Source organism: Dokdonella koreensis DS-123, assembly GCF_001632775.1.
GTDB lineage: Bacteria > Pseudomonadota > Gammaproteobacteria > Xanthomonadales > Rhodanobacteraceae > Dokdonella > Dokdonella koreensis.
On sequence record NZ_CP015249.1, the window covers coordinates 3,880,570 to 3,895,908 of the forward strand.

The window sequence follows — 15,339 nt, forward strand, 5'->3', positions numbered from 1 at the left end:
GCCGCGCCCGGCATTGCGCCGCCGCACCGCGGCCGGCCGGCGCACCCGCTGCCGCCATGCGCGTCGCACTGATCGCCCTGCTGACGCTGGCCTATCCGCTGCTGGTGTGGCTGGGCATGGCGCATTTCGAGCCGCGCTGGCTGGCCGTGCTGCTGGCGGCGCTGGCGCTGGCGCGGGCGGCGGCCACGCGCGAGCGGCTCTGGCTGGTCGCCGCGGCGGGGGCGCTGGGCCTGGCGGCGTTCGCTGCGTTCGGCAACGCGCTGCTGCCGCTCAAGCTGTACCCGGCGCTGGTCAATGCGGTGCTGCTGGCGGTGTTCGCCGCCAGCCTGATCCATCCGCCGAGCGCGATCGAGCGCCTGGCACGGCTGCGCGAGCCGGACCTGGCGCCGGCTGCGGTCGCCTATACGCGCAAGGTCACCTGGGTGTGGTGCGGCTTCTTCGTCCTCAACGGCAGCCTGGCGCTGGCGACGGCGCTGTGGGCCGATGCGGCCACCTGGGCGCTCTACAACGGCCTGATCGCGTATGGGCTGATCGGCGCGCTGTTCGCCGGCGAATGGCTGGTGCGCCGGCGCGTACGCGCGCGCCACGCGGCGGCTTCGCGGGGCGGACGATGACGGCGGCGCCGTTCATCGCCCTGGACCGCCTGCTGGCCGAGGGGCGTGCGCCGGACCACCCGGTGGCGCTGCGCGCCGGCACGGTGCTGACGTTCGCCGACTTCGCGGCCGCCGCGGCGGCCTGGCGGACGTGCTTCGCGGCGGCCGCCAGGACCGATGCGGCGCTCTACTTCGAGGACAGCTTCGACTTCGCCGCGGCGCTGTTCGGCGCCTGGCATGCCGGGACGCGGGTATGGCTGCCGGCCGACACGCTGCCGGCGACGCGCGCGCGCCTGGACGCCTGCGTGGGCGCCTGGGCCGGCGACGTGCCGGCCGCCCTGGCGCCGCGGACGGCGGCAGCCGCGGACTGGAACACGCTGGACCCGGACTGGGACGGCCTGGCGGTCTATACCTCGGGCTCCAGCGGCGAGCCGGTGGCCATCGGCAAGCGGTTGCGGCAGGTGTTCGACGAGGCGGCGACGCTCGAGCAGGCCTTCCCGGCGCTCGGGCCGGCCGCGGTCGTCGAGGCGACGGTCTCGCACCAGCACATCTACGGCCTGCTGTTCCGCGTGCTGTGGCCGCTGGCGGCCGGGCGGCCGTTCGCGACGGCCCGCCTGGCGTTCCCGGAGGACATCGTGGCGGCGCTGGGACGGCGCCCGGCGGTGCTGGTGGCCAGTCCCGCCCACTTGAAGCGCCTGCCGCCGAACCTGCCGTGGGACGCGGCACGCACGCAGCTGCGGGGGCTTTTCTCGTCCGGCGGCCCGCTGCCGGCCGAGGCGCTGCCGGACTGCCGCCGCCTGCTCGGCCGGGCGCCGACCGAGGTCTACGGCAGCTCCGAGACCGGCGGCATCGCCTGGCGCCGGCGCGAGGACACGGACGAGGCGCCGTGGCAACCGCTGCCCGGCGTGGCGATCCGCATCGACGCCGACCAGCTGTGGGTCCGCTCGCCGCACCTGGCGGACACGGACTGGCAGCCGAGCGCGGACCGCGCGCGGGCGGAAGGCGCGGGCTTCGTGCTGCTCGGCCGCAGCGACCGCATCGCCAAGATCGAGGAGAAGCGCATCTCGCTGGACGCGATCGAGCACGCCCTGGCCACCGACGATCGGGTCGAAGCGGCACGCCTGGTGGTGCTGCCCGGCGCGCGCAGCCAGATCGGCGCGGTGGTGGTGCCCAGCGCGGCGGGCTGGGCCTGCCTGGACGCGCATGGCCGCCGTGCATTCAACACCGCCCTGCGCGATGCGCTGGCCGGCCACGTGGAAGCCAGCGCCCGCCCGCGCCGCTGGCGCGCGACCTGGGCGCTGCCGGTGAACAGCCAGGGCAAGACCACCGAGGCGGCACTGCTGGCGCTGTTCGACCCGCGACGGCCGTTCGCGCGCCTGCTGACGCGTGATGCATGCCAGGCGCGCCTGCGGCTGGTGGCGGACGCCACCCTGCCCTGGTTCGACGGTCATTTCCCGCAGGCGCCGATTCTCCCGGGCGTGACCCAGGTCGACTGGGCGATCGGCTTCGGCCGCGAGCTGTTCGCGCTGCCGGCGCGGTTCGAAGGCCTGGAGGCACTGAAGTTCCAGCAGGTCATCGTGCCGGGTGCCGATCTGCTGCTGGAGCTGGAGTTCGTGCCCGAGCGTGGCCAGCTCGCATTCCGGCTGGGCTCGGCGGCCGGCGCCCACGCCAGCGGCCGCATCGTCTTTTCCGGATCGCCATGAAGACCTGCGCGGTCATCCCGGTCTACAACCACGGCGAGGCGGTGGGCGCGGTGGTGGAGGCGATCAAGGTGCACGGCCTGCCGTGCATCCTGGTCGACGACGGCAGCGAGCCGGGCTGCGCGGCCGTGCTGGACCTCCTGGCCGCGTCCGATCCGGACCGCGTGCGCCTGGTGCGCCTGGCCGTCAACCAGGGCAAGGGCGGCGCCATGATCGCCGGCTTGCGCGCGGCCCACGACTGCGGCTTCACGCACGCGCTGCAGATCGACGCCGACGGCCAGCACGACACGCGCGACATCCCGTGCTTCCTGGAACTGTCCGCGCGCCACCCCGACCGGGTGATCTGCGGCTGTCCGATCTTCGACGACTCGGTGCCCAAGGGCCGCCTGTACGGACGCTACGCGACCCACGTCTGGGTCTGGATCAACACGCTGTCGCTGGCGATCCGCGACTCGATGTGCGGCTTCCGCGTCTATCCGCTGGCGCCGACCGTGGCCCTGATCGACCGGGTCCGGCTGGGCCGGCGCATGGATTTCGACAGCGAGGTACTGGTGCGCCTGCACTGGCGCGGCGTCGGCATCGTCAACCTGCCCACCCAGGTGCGCTACCCGGCCGACGGCGTGTCGCACTTCGACGTGCTGCGCGACAACCTGCTGATCTCGCGCATGCATGCCCGGCTGTTCTTCGGCATGCTGGCCCGCCTGCCGCAGCTGCTCTGGCGCAAGGTGGCGTCATGAGCGTGCGGCACTGGGCGCAGATCGGCGAGAACACCTTCGTCGCCGGCATCTGGCTGCTGTACTGGATCCATCGCCTGCTCGGCCGCTGGCCGTTCCGCCTGGCGCTGTACCCGGTGATCGCGGCCTACTGGCTGGCCCGCGGCGACGTGCGGGCGGCCTCGCTGCAGTACCTGGCGCGCCTGCAGGCGGCGACCGGCGCGCTCGGCCACGCGCCGACCTGGCGCGACGGCCTGCGCCACGTGGGCCTGTTCGCCGAGACGCTGCTGGACAAGCTGCTGGCGGTGTCGGGACGCTACCGCTTCGCCAACGTGCACACCGAGGGGCGCGAGGAGATCTATGCGATCGCCGGCCGCGGTGTCGGCGGCCTGCTGGTCACGGCGCACCTGGGCTGCCTGGAGATCGGCCGCGCGATGGCCGGGCACCGCGGCGTGTTCCGGCTCAACATCCTCGTGCACACGCGCCATGCGGCGCAGTTCAACCGCCTGCTCAAGCGCCTCAACCCGGACCAGGACGTCAACCTGATCGAGGTCACCGCGATCGGCCCGGAAACCGCCCTGCTGCTGGGCGAGAAGGTGGCGGCCGGCGAGTACGTGGTGATCGCCGGCGACCGCGTGCCGGTGTTCGCGAGCCAGACGGTCCAGGTCGACTTCCTCGGCCATCCGGCGCCGCTGCCGGCCGGCCCCTGGGTGCTGGCGGCCCTGCTCAAGTGCCCGGTGCACCTGCTGGCCTGCATCCACGAGCACGGCAGCTACACGATCCGCTTCGAGCCGCTGGCCGATCGCGTGGAGCTGCCGCGCGGCCGCCGCGGCGAGGCCATTGCCGACTATGCTTCGCGTTACGTCGCCGCGCTGACCGGGATGCTGAAGCGTTCACCCTATGACTGGTTCAATTTCTTCCCTTTCTGGGATCAGACGAATGGCTCCGACCGCACCTGACCCGGTCCGCTTCGACGGCCACCCCCTCGCCATCGAGGACGTCGTCGCGCTGGCGCGACGGCAGCGCCCGGCGCAGCTGTCGGCCGATCCGGCGTTCCGCGCGCGGATCGGCCGCGGCGCGGCGTTCCTCGACCGCCTGCTGGCGACCGATGGGGTGATCTACGGCGTGACCACCGGCTACGGCGACTCGTGCACGGTGACGATCCCGCCGGCACTGGTCGCCGAGCTGCCGCACCACCTGTACGCCTACCACGGCTGCGGCACCGGCCGGCTGCTGACGCCGGAGGAGACGCGCGCGGTGCTGGCGACGCGCATGGCTTCGCTGGCGGTCGGCATGTCCGGCGTCAGCACCGGCCTGCTCGAACAGTTCGAGCGCCTGCTGCACCACGACATCCTGCCGCTGATCCCGGCGGAAGGCTCGGTCGGCGCCAGCGGCGACCTGACGCCGCTGTCGTACGTGGCGGCGGTGCTGTGCGGCGAGCGCGAGGTCTGGCACGGCGGCGTCCGGCGCGACACGGCGGACGTGTTCGCCGAGCTGCGCATCGCGCCGCTGCGGCTGCGTCCCAAGGAAGGGCTGGCGATCATGAACGGCACGGCGGTCATGACCGCGCTGGCCTGCCTGGCCTGGACGCGGGCCGACTACCTGGGCCGCCTGGCCACGCGGCTGACCGCGTTCAACGTGCTGGCCAGCGCCGGCAACGCGCACCATTTCGACGAAAAGCTCTTTGCCGCCAAGCCGCACCCGGGCCAGCAGCGCGTCGCCGCGCGCCTGCGCGAGGACCTGGCCAGCGACCGCCCGCCGCGCAACGAGCAACGCCTGCAGGATCGCTATTCGCTGCGCTGCGCACCGCACGTGATCGGCGTCCTGGAGGACGTGCTGCCGTTCCTGCGCGGGCTGATCGAGAACGAGCTCAACAGCGCCAACGACAACCCGCTGGTCGATCCGGACGACGAGCGCGTGCTGCACGGCGGGCACTTCTACGGCGGCCACATCGCATTCGCGATGGACGCCCTGAAGAACGCGGTCGCCAACATCGCCGACCTGCTCGACCGCCAGCTGGCGCTGCTCGTGGACACGCGCTTCAACCACGGCCTGCCGAGCAACCTGAGCGCCGCGGAAGGCCCGCGCGCGGCGATCAACCACGGCCTCAAGGCGCTGCAGATCAGCGTCTCGGCCTGGACCGCCGAGGCGCTGAAGCTGACCATGCCGGCCTCGGTGTTCTCGCGCTCGACCGAGTGCCACAACCAGGACAAGGTCAGCATGGGCACGATCGCCGCGCGCGACGCGCTGCGCGTGCTGGAACTGACCGAGCAGGTGGCGGCGGCGATGCTGATCGCCGCGCGCCAGGGCATCGCGCTGCGTGCCCGCGCCGACGCGCGGCTGGCGCTCAGCCCGCCGCTGGCGGCGATGCAGGCGGACCTGGAGCGGCGCATCGCCCTGGTCGACGAGGACCGCGCGCTGGACACCGACCTCGGCCGCCTGCTGGCGGCGATCCGCGACGAGGCCTGGAGCCTGTATGCCTGACGCCGGCGCCCCCGTGCCGGACCGGTTCAGCCATGCGATTGAGCTGACGCCGGCCTTCCACGACCTCGACCCGATGAACGTGGTCTGGCACGGCCACTACCTCAAGTACCTGGAGCTGGCGCGCTGCGCGCTGCTGCAGCGGTTCGACTACGACTACCCGCAGATGCGCGAGTCGGGCTACTTCTGGCCGATCGTCGACCTGCGCAGCAAGTACATCCGCCCGGCGACCTGGGGCCGCCCACTCAGCGTGCGCGCGACGATCGTCGAGTGGGAGAACCGCCTGAAGATCGACTACCTCATCAGCGATGCCACCAGCGGCGAGCGGATGACGCGCGCGCATACGATCCAGGTCGCCGTCGAGATCGCCAGCGGCCAGATGCAGTACGTCTGCCCGCGTGTCCTGTGGGAACGCCTCGGAGTCCATCCATGAAGATCATCCCGTTCGTCCTGGCGGTGCTGCTGCCGGCACTGGCCGCCGCCGGCCCGGCGATCGGCGCGGGCGAGGCGGCGGCTCCTGCGCCGGCCACCGACGTCGATGCCCTGGCTTCGCGCATCCGCGCCCAGCTCGACCAGCCGGCCGTGCTGCGTGGCCGCTTCGAGCAGACCAAGCAGGTGGCCGGCTTCAGCCGGCCGCTGCGGTCGAGCGGCGACTTCCTCGTCGCACGCGACCACGGCGTGCTCTGGCGCACGCGCGAACCGTTCGCCGGCGAGCTGCGCCTGACACGCGAGGAAATCGTCGCGACCGAAGGCGGCGAGACCGCGTTCCGCTTGAGCGCCCAGGAGGAACCGACCGTGCGCGTCATCAACGGCCTGATGTTCTCGCTGCTCAACGGCGACGTCGATCGCCTGGGCGAGCACTTCACGATCGCCGGCGAGAGCGGCGCGGAGGGCTGGACGCTGGCGCTGACGCCGCGGCAGCCGGCACTGGCCAAGCTGCTGGCCGGCGTGACGCTGGCGGGCGACCGCCACGTGCGCCGCATCGAACTGGCCGAGGCCAATGGCGACCGTACCGGGATCGTCTTCAGCGAGCAGCGCGACACGCCCGCCGCGTTGACGGCCGAGGAGGCCCGGCGCTTTGAGTGACGTGCCGCTCCGGGCGCGCCGGCTGGCGATCGGCTGGCTGCTGGTGGTCCTGGCGATGGCCGGCCACGGCCTGTGGCTGTGGAGCGGCGACCGCCTGCACCTGGAAACCGACATGCTGGCGATGCTGCCGCAGCGCGCCGGCGACCGTGCCGCGCAGGACGCGACGCGGCAATTGGCCGACGCTGCCGGGCGGCGCGTGGTGGTGCTGGTCGGCGCGCCGGACTGGCCGTCGGCACGCACCGCGGCCGACGCCTACGCCGCGGCGGTCGGCGCCGCGGGGCCGTCGCTGGCCCTGCGCTACCGCGTCGGCGACGACCTGGCCGACGACTGGATCGGCTTCTTCACACCGTACCGCCACCAACTGCTGACCGATGCGCAACGCGCGCAGATGGAAACCGAGCCGGCCGACCGGCTGGCCGCGCGCGCGGTGGAAGCGCTGTACCGGCCGTTCGGCCTGCCGCGCGTGGGCACCTGGCAGGACGATCCGCTGAACCTGTTCGGCGGCTGGCTGGCCGCGCGCGCGGCCGAGAGCCCGGTGCGCGTGGTCGACGGCCGCCTGTCGGTGGCCGGGGACGGCCGCCAGTACGCACTGCTGATGCTGGAGCAGCACGGGCCGGCATTCTCGATCGCGGCCCAGCGCGCGCTGATGCCGGTGCTCGATGCCGCGCGCGCGGCGGCACTGGCGGCGGTGCCGGCGGCCGAGGTCGTCAACGCCGGCGTTCCGCTCTACGCCGCGCACGCCGCCGAGCAGGCGCACCGCGAGGTGCACACGATCGGCCTGGGCTCGCTGGCCGGCATCCTGGTGCTGACCGTGCTGGCGTTCAACGGCCTGCGGCCGCGCCTGCTGGTGGCGCTGTCGATCGGCGTCGGCCTGCTGGCGGCGATCTCGGTCTGTGCGCTGCTGTTCGAGCGGATCCACCTGATCACGCTGGTGTTCGGCGCCAGCCTGGTCGGCGTCGCCGAGAACTACGGCACCAACTGGTTCTGCAACCGGCTGGGCCGGCCGCCGGAGGAGCGCTGGGCGATGCGCCGGCGCCAGGCGCCGGTCATGTGGCTGGCGATGCTGACCACGGTGATCGGCTATGCGCTGCTGGCGCTGGCGCCGTTCCCGGGCCTGCGCCAGATCGCGGTGTTCTCCGGCGTGGGCCTGCTGGCCGCATTCGTGACGGTGCTGTGGTGGTTCCCGTTCCTGGACCGGCGGCGGATCGAGTTCAACCGCTTCGCCGCCTGGCTCGGCAGCCGTCGCGCGCTGTGGCCGGCCCTCGGGCGCAACGCGTTCACCGTGGTGTTCGCCGTGGCGGTGACCGGACTGGTCGGCGCGGGCCTGGCCCGGCTGCGCAGCAACGACGACATCCGCCTGCTGCAGAACTCGCCGCCGACGCTGATCGAGCAGCAGCTCCGGCTCGGCGCACTGCTCGACCTGCCCAGCCCGGCGCAGTTCTACCTGGTGACGGCGCCGAGCGAGGACGGCGTGCTGGCCGCGGAGGAAGCCGTCAAGCAGCGCCTGGCGGCCCGGGTCGCCGACGGCACGCTCGACGGCTGGCAGGCGGTATCGGATTGGGTGCCCTCGCGCGAGCGCCAGCAGCAGGACGCGGCACTGGTCGCGCGCCGCATCGACGGCGACGGCGGGGTGCTGGCGCTGGCCGCCGCGCGCCTGGGCGAGACCCTCGCGCCGGCCGCCGCGGCGGCGGTCGTGCCGCTGGCGGTGGCCGACTGGCTGGCCGCGCCGGTGTCCGAACCGCTGCGCCACCAGTGGCTGGGACGCTTCGGCGACGGCTACGCCAGCGTGATGCTGCTGCGCGGCGCCCACGATCCGGCCCGCTTCGGCGCACTGGCCGCGATCGCCGCCGAGGTGCCCGGCGTGCGCTTCGTCGACAAGGTCGGCGAGGTGTCCGAGGTGCTCGCGCGCTACCGGCAACTGATGGGCTGGGTGATCGTGGCCAGCTATGCGCTGGTGCTGGTCGCGCTGTGCCTGCGCTTCGGTCGCCGCGGCTGGCGCGCGCTGGCGCCGACGGCGATCGCCAGCGCGCTGGCGATCGCGCTGCTGGCCCTGCTCGGCCAGCCGCTGCAGTTGTTCAACGTGCTGGCACTGCTGCTGATCCTCGGCATGGGCGTGGACTACGGCATCTTCCTGCTCGAACAGCCCGGCCGCTCGGAGCGGCGGCCGTTCCTGTCGGTGACGATCGCGGCGGCCTGCATCGAGCTGGCCTTCGGCCTGCTGGCGCTGTCGCAGACGCCGGCACTGCGCGCGTTCGGCCTGACGATGCTGTTCGGCATCTTCCTGGCCTGGCTGCTGACGCCGCTGTTCATGGATGCCGACCACGCCGCATGATCGGATCCGCCGCCACACTGCGTACGTATTGCCGAACCCGCCGGTACCGTGCGGCGGCGCAGGATGGGGGCCGGCCGGGGTTGCCGGCATACTGCGCGCGCCAGCCGGCGCTCGCCGGCGCCGCGACCTGAACCCCCGCGGCGTCCCCTTTCACGAAGGAACACCATGCAGACCGAAACCACCCAGATCCTGATCGTCGGCGCCGGCCCTGCCGGATCGGTGGCCGCGGGCATGCTGCGCAAGCAGGGCCGGCAGGTGCTGGTCCTCGAGAAGGAACAGTTCCCGCGTTTCTCGATCGGCGAGAGCCTGCTGCCGCAGAGCATGCAGTACATCGAGGAGGCCGGTTTCCTGCGCGACGTCGTCGAGGCGGGCTTCCAGTACAAGAACGGCGCGGCCTTCGTGCGCGGCGCGCGCAGCACGGCCTTCGATTTCCGCGACAAGTTCTCGCCCGGCTGGGGCACCACCTACCAGGTGCAGCGCGCCGACTTCGACCACGTGCTGGCCAAGGCCGCCGAGAAGGCGGGCGCCGAGGTGCGCTACCGCCACCAGGTGGTGGCGGTCCATGTCGACGGCGACCAGCCGACCGTCGAGGTGGTCGGGCCGGACGGCGCGATGTACCAGGTGCGGGCGCGGTTCCTGCTCGACGCGAGCGGCTTCGGCCGCATCCTGCCGCGCCTGCTGAACCTGGAGACGCCGTCGGACTTCCCGGTCCGCGGCGCCTACTTCACCCATGTCGAGGACCACATCCCCAGCGGCACGTTCGACCGCAACAAGATCCTGGTCAGCGTGCACCCGGAGCACGTGGACGTGTGGTTCTGGACGATCCCGTTCTCGAACGGCCGCTGCTCGCAGGGCGTGGTCGCCCGCACCGATTTCCTGGAGCGCTATGCCGGCAGCGAGACCGACCGGCTGCGCGCGATCATCGCCGAGACGCCGACGCTGGCCGGCCTGCTCAAGGACGCGGTCTGGGACACCCCGGCCCGCAAGCTGGTCGGCTACGCCGCCAACGTGAAGTCGCTGTGGGGCAAGGGCTACGCCCTGCTCGGCAATGCCGGCGAGTTCCTCGACCCGGTGTTCTCCAGCGGCGTGACGATCGCGTTCAAGTCGGCCAGCCTGGCATCCGCGGCGATCGCGCGCGAGTTCGACGGCGAGCGCGTGGACTGGCAGCGCGACTACGCCGACCCGCTCAAGAGCGGCGTCGACGCATTCCGCGCCTTCGTCGAGAGCTGGTATGCGGGCGGTTTCCAGGACGTCATCTTCCACCCGAACCAGTCCGCCGAGGTGCGCCGGATGATTTCCGCGATCCTGGCCGGCTATGCCTGGGACCGCAGCAATCCGTATGTCGCCGAGCCGCGGCGGCTCAAGACGCTGGAGCAGCTGTGCGCGGCATAGGCCGCGGCCGGCCGACACCGGCCGGCGCGAGGCCCTGGCTGCACCGGCTCCTGCTGGCCGGGCTGGCGGCGCTGCTGGCGGCCTGCGCCCACGCGCCGCGCCGCGATACCGCACCGCTGCCGGACCTGGCGCTGGCACCGGCGGCGTTCGGCGGCACGGTCAGCCTGGCGCAGCGGCTGACCTTCGCCCGGCTCGACGGCCGGTCGGTCGCGGCGCATCCACTGGACGCGCTGCTGGAAATCGATGCCGGTGCGGTCCGGCTGGCGGCGCTGGCGCTGAACCGGCGCATCCTGAGCCTGACCTGGGACGGCCAGCGGCTGGACGTGGACCGCGACCCGCAGCTGCCGCCGCAGGTCGATCCGGCGCGCGTGCTGCGCGACGTGCAGCTGGTGCTGTGGCCGGCCGCGGCGATCCGCGCGGCGCTTCCGGCCGGCTGGACGCTGCGCGAAGCCGAGCGGCAGCGCGAGCTGCTGCACGGCGAACGCGTCGCCGTCGCGATCCGCTACGCCGCCGCGTCGCGCTGGGCCGGCGAGGTCGTGCTGGAGAACCGGCACGAAGGCTATCGCCTGACGATCGCCTCGCACGAGCAGGCGCCGTGACCTCGCCCGCCTATCTCAACGCGCTCGGTGTCGTCTGCGCGCTCGGCCGCGGCTGCGAGGCGCTGCGTGCGGGGCTGTTCGCCGACACGCCGGGCGGCGTCGCCGCGGACGATCAGGTGCTGCCGGGGCGCCGGCTGCACCTGGGCCGCGTCGACGCCCCGCTGGCCGATCCGGCGCTGCTGCCGGCGTCGCAGCGCAGCCGCAACAACGCGCTGCTGCTGACCGCGCTGGAGGAGATCCGGCCGGCGGTCGACGCGGCGATCGCCCGCTACGGCGCCGACCGCGTCGCCCTGGTGCTGGGCACCAGCACGTCGGGCATCGGCGAGAGCGAGGCGGCGATCGACGAGTACCTGCGCACCGGCCGGCTTCCCGGCCACTACCACGTCGGCCAGCAGGAACTGGGTTCGCCGGCGATGGCGCTGGGCGGCCTGCTGGGCCTGGCCGGCCCGTCGATCGTCGTGTCCACGGCCTGCTCTTCCAGTGCCAAGGCCATGGCCAGCGCCGCGCGGCTGCTGCGGGCCGGCCTGTGCGACGCGGCGATCACCGGCGGCGGCGATTCGCTGTGCGCCTTCACGGTGGCGGGCTTCTCTGCGCTCGAGGCGGTCAGCCCTACGCGCTGCAATCCGCTCAGCCGCAACCGGTCGGGCATCAACATCGGGGAAGGCGCGGCCTTGTTCCTGATGACGCGCGAGCCCGGACCGGTCACGCTGGCCGGCTGGGGCGAATCCTCCGATGCCCACCACATCTCCGCGCCCGACCCGACCGGCCGCGGCGCGCTGGCGTCGATGCGCGCGGCGCTGGACCGGGCGGGCATCGGCCCGGACGCGATCGACTACATCAACCTCCACGGCACCGCCACCGCGCAGAACGACCTGATGGAGTGCCTGGCGGTCCATGCGCTGTTCGGCGAGGACACGCCCTCCAGCTCGACCAAGCCGCTGACCGGCCACACCCTCGGCGCCGCCGGTGCGATCGAGGCGGCGATCGGCTGGCTGACGCTGGCCGGCAACCCGGAAGGCCGCCTGCCGGTGCACTGGTGGGACGGCGCCGTCGATCCGGACCTGGCGCCGGTCGCGATCGCCGGCCCCGGCAGCCGGCTCGGCCGCCCACCGGCCTATGTGCTCAGCAATTCGTTCGCGTTCGGCGGCAGCAATGCGAGCCTGGTCCTGGGGCGCGGCCGATGACGCCGATCACCGTGCCGGTCGCCGACCTGCTGCCCCACGCGGGCCGCATGCGCCTGCTGGACCGCGCGATCGAAGGCGATGCGGAGCACCTGGTGGCCGAGGTCGACATCCGCCCGGACGGCCTGTTCTTCGACGGCACCGGCGTCGGCGGCTGGGTCGGCATCGAGTACATGGCGCAGGCGATCGCCGCCTGGGCCGGGCTCAAGGCACGCGCCGGCGGCGGGACGCCGCGCATCGGCTTCCTGCTCGGCAGCCGCCGCTACCGCTGCGAGGTCGCGCACTTCCTGCCCGGCCAGACCCTGCGCGTGCGGATCCGCTGCGACTACCTGGCCGACAACGGCCTCGGGCAGTTCGACTGCCGCATCGACATCGACGGCACGCCGGTCGCCACCGCGGCGCTGACGGTGTACGAACCGGCCGACCCGGCCGCGCTGCTGCAACGGGCGGCGCATGACCGACAAGACGCTCCGACATGACTGACAAGACGATCCTGGTGACCGGCTCCAGCCGCGGCATCGGCAAGGCGATCGCGCTGCGCCTGGCGCGCGACGGCTACGACCTGGTCCTGCACTGCCGCAGCCGCCTCGACGAGGCCACCGCGGTGGCCGCGGACATCGCCGCGCTCGGCCGCGGCGTACGCGTGCTGCAGTTCGACGTCGGCGACCGTGCCGCGGCGGCCGCGGCGCTGCTGGCCGACGTGGAGGCGCACGGCTGCCCGTACGGCGTGGTCTGCAATGCCGGCATCGCCCGCGACAACGCGTTCCCGGCGATGCCGCCGGAGGACTGGGACGCGGTGGTCCACACCAACCTGGACGGCTTCTACAACGTGCTGCATCCGCTGACGATGCCGCTGGTCCGGCGCCGCAAGCCCGGGCGCATCGTCACGCTGGCATCGGTTTCGGGCATCATCGGCAACCGCGGGCAGGTCAACTACAGCGCCGCCAAGGCCGGCATCATCGGCGCCACCAAGGCGCTGGCCGTCGAGCTGGCCAGCCGCGCGATCACGGTCAACTGCGTGGCGCCGGGCCTGATCGACACCGAGATGGTCGACGCGCGCGTCCTCGACGAGGCGCTCAAGGCGATCCCGGCCGGCCGGGTCGGCAAGCCCGCCGAGGTGGCCGCCCTGGTCAGCTTCCTGATGGGCGAGGACGCGGCCTACATCACGCGTCAGGTGATTTCGGTCAACGGAGGTCTGGTGGGATGAGGGGTCAGGCATGAAGCCGGCGGGTACTCGCCGCGTCGTCGTGACCGGCATCGGCGCGATCAGTCCGCTCGGCAACGACTGGGCGACGGTCCAGGCGCGGCTGCGCGAGCGCCGCAACGCCGTCAGCTACATCGACGAATGGGATGCCTACGAAGGGCTCAACACGCGCGTGGGCGCGCGGGCCGCGCCGTTCGAGCTGCCGGCGCCGACCTACAACCGCAAGAACACCCGCAGCATGGGGCGCGTCGCGCTGATGGCCACGCGCGCCAGCGAGATGGCACTGGCCGATGCCGGCCTGCTCGGCGATCCGCTGCTCGGCAGCGGCCGCATCGGGATCGCCTACGGCTCCTCGTCCGGCTCGCCGGTGGCGATCGGGGACTTCGGCCGCATGATCGCCGAGAAGACCACCGAAGGCATCAACGCGACGACCTACATCCGCATGATGTCGCACACCGCGCCGGTCAACATCGGCGTGTTCTTCGGCGTGACCGGCCGCGTCGTCACGACCTCCAGCGCCTGCACGTCCGGCAGCCAGGGGCTGGGTTACGCCTACGAGGCGATCAAGGCCGGCCACCAGGTGGCGATGCTCGCCGGCGGTGCCGAGGAACTGGACGCCACCCAGGCGGCGGTGTTCGACACGCTGTTCGCGACCAGCGTGCGCCACAACCACGCGCCGCAGCTGACGCCGCGCCCGTTCGATGCCGAGCGTGACGGCCTCGTGCTCGGCGAGGGTGCCTGCACCCTGGTGCTGGAGGAGCTGGACCACGCCCGGGCGCGCGGCGCGACGATCCACGGCGAGATCGTCGGCTTCGGCACCAACAGCGACGGCCGCCACGTCACCCACCCCAACAGCCAGACGATGGCGACGGCGATGCAGCTCGCGCTCGACGACGCCGGCCTGCCGCCGTCGGCGATCGCCTACGTCAACGCGCACGGCACGGCGACCGACCAGGGCGACGTCGCCGAGGCCGCCGCCACCCATGCGGTGTTCGGCGAACGCGTGGCGATCTCCTCGCTCAAGAGCTACATGGGCCATACGCTCGGCGCCTGCGGCGCGCTGGAGGCGTGGATGAGCCTGGAGATGATGCGCAACGGCTGGTTCGCGCCGACCGTCAATCTCGCGACCACGGACCCGCGCTGTGCCCCGCTCGATCACGTCACCGGCGACGGGCGGCACATCGACACCGACCTCGTCATGACCAACAATTTCGCCTTCGGCGGCATCAACACTTCGCTGGTGCTGCGCCGCTGGAGCGACTGAACGCCACCCGCCACCTGCAGGAGAACCGCCTATGAAGACCGCTCTCGCCTCCGCCGCCGTCGCCGTGCTGCTCGCCGTCGCCGCGCCGGCCTTCGCCCGTGACGATGCCCACATGATGCCGCTCAAGGACGTCATCGAGCTCGGCAAGGCCGAAGGCAAGCTCGATGGCACGGTGCAGTTCTACCTGCAGGGCCAGAAGACGCCCAAGGTGGTGCAGAAGCTGAGCTCGGACGTCTCGAACAAGAAGACCAACAGCGCCGGCAAGGGCATCGACCGCGCCTGCCAGTGGGCGGCGCTCTCGGCGCTGATCGCGTTCCAGGACAAGGCCAGGCAGCTCGGCGCGAACGCCGTGATCGACCTGGTCAGCTACTACAAGAAGAACACCAAGGCCAGCCCGACCGACTACGAGTGCCACGACGGCGCCTTCGTGACCGGCGTGACGCTGAAGGGCAACTACGCCAAGGTCGCCGAGTAGGCGATCCGGCCCCGCCCGCTGCCGGCCGGCAGCGGGCGGCGTACACAGACGGGCCGCCTCGTTTCCCCTCGCGTTTCGCCCGCGGCGCCGGCGTATCCTGCGGCATCGCAACATCTCTTTCGGCTTCTCAACGCATCGCCGGCGCGGCCAGGAACGGCCAGCAGCGGTGGCACGCACCGCCGCCCGGCCGCGATGCCTTCCGCGACCCCGGCCCGATCGCCGGCTCGATCGCCGGCATGCACGCCGGATGATGGCGGTACGGCCCGTTGCCGCGGCCCGGAACGCTCCCAACCGCCCGCGGAGCCACTGCGCATCACGG

15 protein-coding genes are annotated in these 15,339 nt (G+C 72.8%); all 15 read left to right on the forward strand.

What is annotated here, in order from left to right:
* Positions 1 to 56 precede the first annotated feature (56 nt).
* Positions 57 to 614, forward strand: coding sequence for a COG4648 family protein (locus tag I596_RS15840; protein WP_067650141.1), 558 nt, complete (start codon positions 57 to 59; stop codon positions 612 to 614).
* Positions 611 to 2,296 carry an ApeI family dehydratase gene (locus I596_RS15845; protein ID WP_067652156.1) on the forward strand — a complete coding sequence of 562 codons (1,686 nt, stop codon included), beginning with the start codon at positions 611 to 613 and terminating at the stop codon, positions 2,294 to 2,296. The genes I596_RS15840 and I596_RS15845 overlap by 4 nt, the downstream gene beginning before the upstream one ends.
* On the forward strand, positions 2,293 to 3,030 hold the full coding sequence (locus tag I596_RS15850; RefSeq protein ID WP_067650144.1) for a glycosyltransferase family 2 protein: 738 nt from the start codon (positions 2,293 to 2,295) through the stop codon (positions 3,028 to 3,030). Before I596_RS15845 ends, I596_RS15850 begins: the two co-directional genes overlap by 4 nt.
* A complete protein-coding gene (locus I596_RS15855; protein ID WP_067650147.1) occupies positions 3,027 to 3,965 on the forward strand; it encodes a lysophospholipid acyltransferase family protein in 939 nt (312 codons plus the stop codon). The genes I596_RS15850 and I596_RS15855 overlap by 4 nt, the downstream gene beginning before the upstream one ends.
* Complete coding sequence (locus tag I596_RS15860; protein ID WP_067650150.1) at positions 3,946 to 5,490, forward strand: HAL/PAL/TAL family ammonia-lyase; 1,545 nt, start codon at positions 3,946 to 3,948, stop codon at positions 5,488 to 5,490. Before I596_RS15855 ends, I596_RS15860 begins: the two co-directional genes overlap by 20 nt.
* On the forward strand, positions 5,483 to 5,920 hold the full coding sequence (locus I596_RS15865) for an acyl-CoA thioesterase (protein WP_067650153.1): 438 nt from the start codon (positions 5,483 to 5,485) through the stop codon (positions 5,918 to 5,920). The genes I596_RS15860 and I596_RS15865 overlap by 8 nt, the downstream gene beginning before the upstream one ends.
* Entirely contained in the window at positions 5,917 to 6,573 is a 657-nt protein-coding gene (locus I596_RS15870; protein WP_067650156.1) for an outer membrane lipoprotein carrier protein LolA, read from the forward strand. Before I596_RS15865 ends, I596_RS15870 begins: the two co-directional genes overlap by 4 nt.
* A gap of 1 nt (position 6,574) precedes the next feature.
* Positions 6,575 to 8,905 (forward strand): MMPL family transporter, encoded by a 2,331-nt coding sequence (locus I596_RS15875; protein ID WP_223303985.1) that lies wholly within the window; start codon positions 6,575 to 6,577, stop codon positions 8,903 to 8,905.
* A 165-nt stretch (positions 8,906 to 9,070) separates the two neighbouring features.
* Positions 9,071 to 10,297: an NAD(P)/FAD-dependent oxidoreductase gene (locus I596_RS15880; RefSeq protein WP_067650162.1), complete on the forward strand. Its 1,227-nt coding sequence runs from the start codon at positions 9,071 to 9,073 to the stop codon at positions 10,295 to 10,297.
* Positions 10,285 to 10,896 (forward strand): DUF3261 domain-containing protein, encoded by a 612-nt coding sequence (locus I596_RS15885; RefSeq protein ID WP_223303854.1) that lies wholly within the window; start codon positions 10,285 to 10,287, stop codon positions 10,894 to 10,896. Before I596_RS15880 ends, I596_RS15885 begins: the two co-directional genes overlap by 13 nt.
* Positions 10,893 to 12,080 (forward strand): beta-ketoacyl-ACP synthase, encoded by a 1,188-nt coding sequence (locus I596_RS15890; protein WP_067650165.1) that lies wholly within the window; start codon positions 10,893 to 10,895, stop codon positions 12,078 to 12,080. Before I596_RS15885 ends, I596_RS15890 begins: the two co-directional genes overlap by 4 nt.
* The gene (locus I596_RS15895; RefSeq protein ID WP_067650168.1) at positions 12,077 to 12,556 is read left to right on the forward strand and encodes a hotdog family protein; all 480 of its coding nucleotides are present in this window, start codon (positions 12,077 to 12,079) and stop codon (positions 12,554 to 12,556) included. Before I596_RS15890 ends, I596_RS15895 begins: the two co-directional genes overlap by 4 nt.
* On the forward strand, positions 12,553 to 13,284 hold the full coding sequence (gene fabG, locus I596_RS15900) for a 3-oxoacyl-ACP reductase FabG (RefSeq protein WP_067650170.1): 732 nt from the start codon (positions 12,553 to 12,555) through the stop codon (positions 13,282 to 13,284). The genes I596_RS15895 and fabG overlap by 4 nt, the downstream gene beginning before the upstream one ends.
* 10 nt (positions 13,285 to 13,294) lie before the next feature.
* A complete protein-coding gene (locus tag I596_RS15905) occupies positions 13,295 to 14,545 on the forward strand; it encodes a beta-ketoacyl-ACP synthase (RefSeq protein ID WP_067650172.1) in 1,251 nt (416 codons plus the stop codon).
* A 31-nt stretch (positions 14,546 to 14,576) separates the two neighbouring features.
* Complete coding sequence (locus I596_RS15910) at positions 14,577 to 15,020, forward strand: excinuclease ATPase subunit (protein WP_067650175.1); 444 nt, start codon at positions 14,577 to 14,579, stop codon at positions 15,018 to 15,020.
* Positions 15,021 to 15,339: the final 319 nt, after the last annotated feature.

What these genes read in the sequence shown, in the direction of transcription:
- I596_RS15840 (WP_067650141.1), top strand. Translation starts at nt 57, where the DNA reads ATGCGCGTCGCACTGATCGCCCTGCTGACGCTGGCCTATCCGCTGCTG.
- I596_RS15845 (WP_067652156.1), top strand. Translation starts at nt 611, where the DNA reads ATGACGGCGGCGCCGTTCATCGCCCTGGACCGCCTGCTGGCCGAGGGG.
- I596_RS15850 (WP_067650144.1), top strand. Translation starts at nt 2,293, where the DNA reads ATGAAGACCTGCGCGGTCATCCCGGTCTACAACCACGGCGAGGCGGTG.
- I596_RS15855 (WP_067650147.1), top strand. Translation starts at nt 3,027, where the DNA reads ATGAGCGTGCGGCACTGGGCGCAGATCGGCGAGAACACCTTCGTCGCC.
- I596_RS15860 (WP_067650150.1), top strand. Translation starts at nt 3,946, where the DNA reads ATGGCTCCGACCGCACCTGACCCGGTCCGCTTCGACGGCCACCCCCTC.
- I596_RS15865 (WP_067650153.1), top strand. Translation starts at nt 5,483, where the DNA reads ATGCCTGACGCCGGCGCCCCCGTGCCGGACCGGTTCAGCCATGCGATT.
- I596_RS15870 (WP_067650156.1), top strand. Translation starts at nt 5,917, where the DNA reads ATGAAGATCATCCCGTTCGTCCTGGCGGTGCTGCTGCCGGCACTGGCC.
- I596_RS15880 (WP_067650162.1), top strand. Translation starts at nt 9,071, where the DNA reads ATGCAGACCGAAACCACCCAGATCCTGATCGTCGGCGCCGGCCCTGCC.
- I596_RS15895 (WP_067650168.1), top strand. Translation starts at nt 12,077, where the DNA reads ATGACGCCGATCACCGTGCCGGTCGCCGACCTGCTGCCCCACGCGGGC.
- fabG (WP_067650170.1), top strand. Translation starts at nt 12,553, where the DNA reads ATGACTGACAAGACGATCCTGGTGACCGGCTCCAGCCGCGGCATCGGC.
- I596_RS15905 (WP_067650172.1), top strand. Translation starts at nt 13,295, where the DNA reads ATGAAGCCGGCGGGTACTCGCCGCGTCGTCGTGACCGGCATCGGCGCG.
- I596_RS15910 (WP_067650175.1), top strand. Translation starts at nt 14,577, where the DNA reads ATGAAGACCGCTCTCGCCTCCGCCGCCGTCGCCGTGCTGCTCGCCGTC.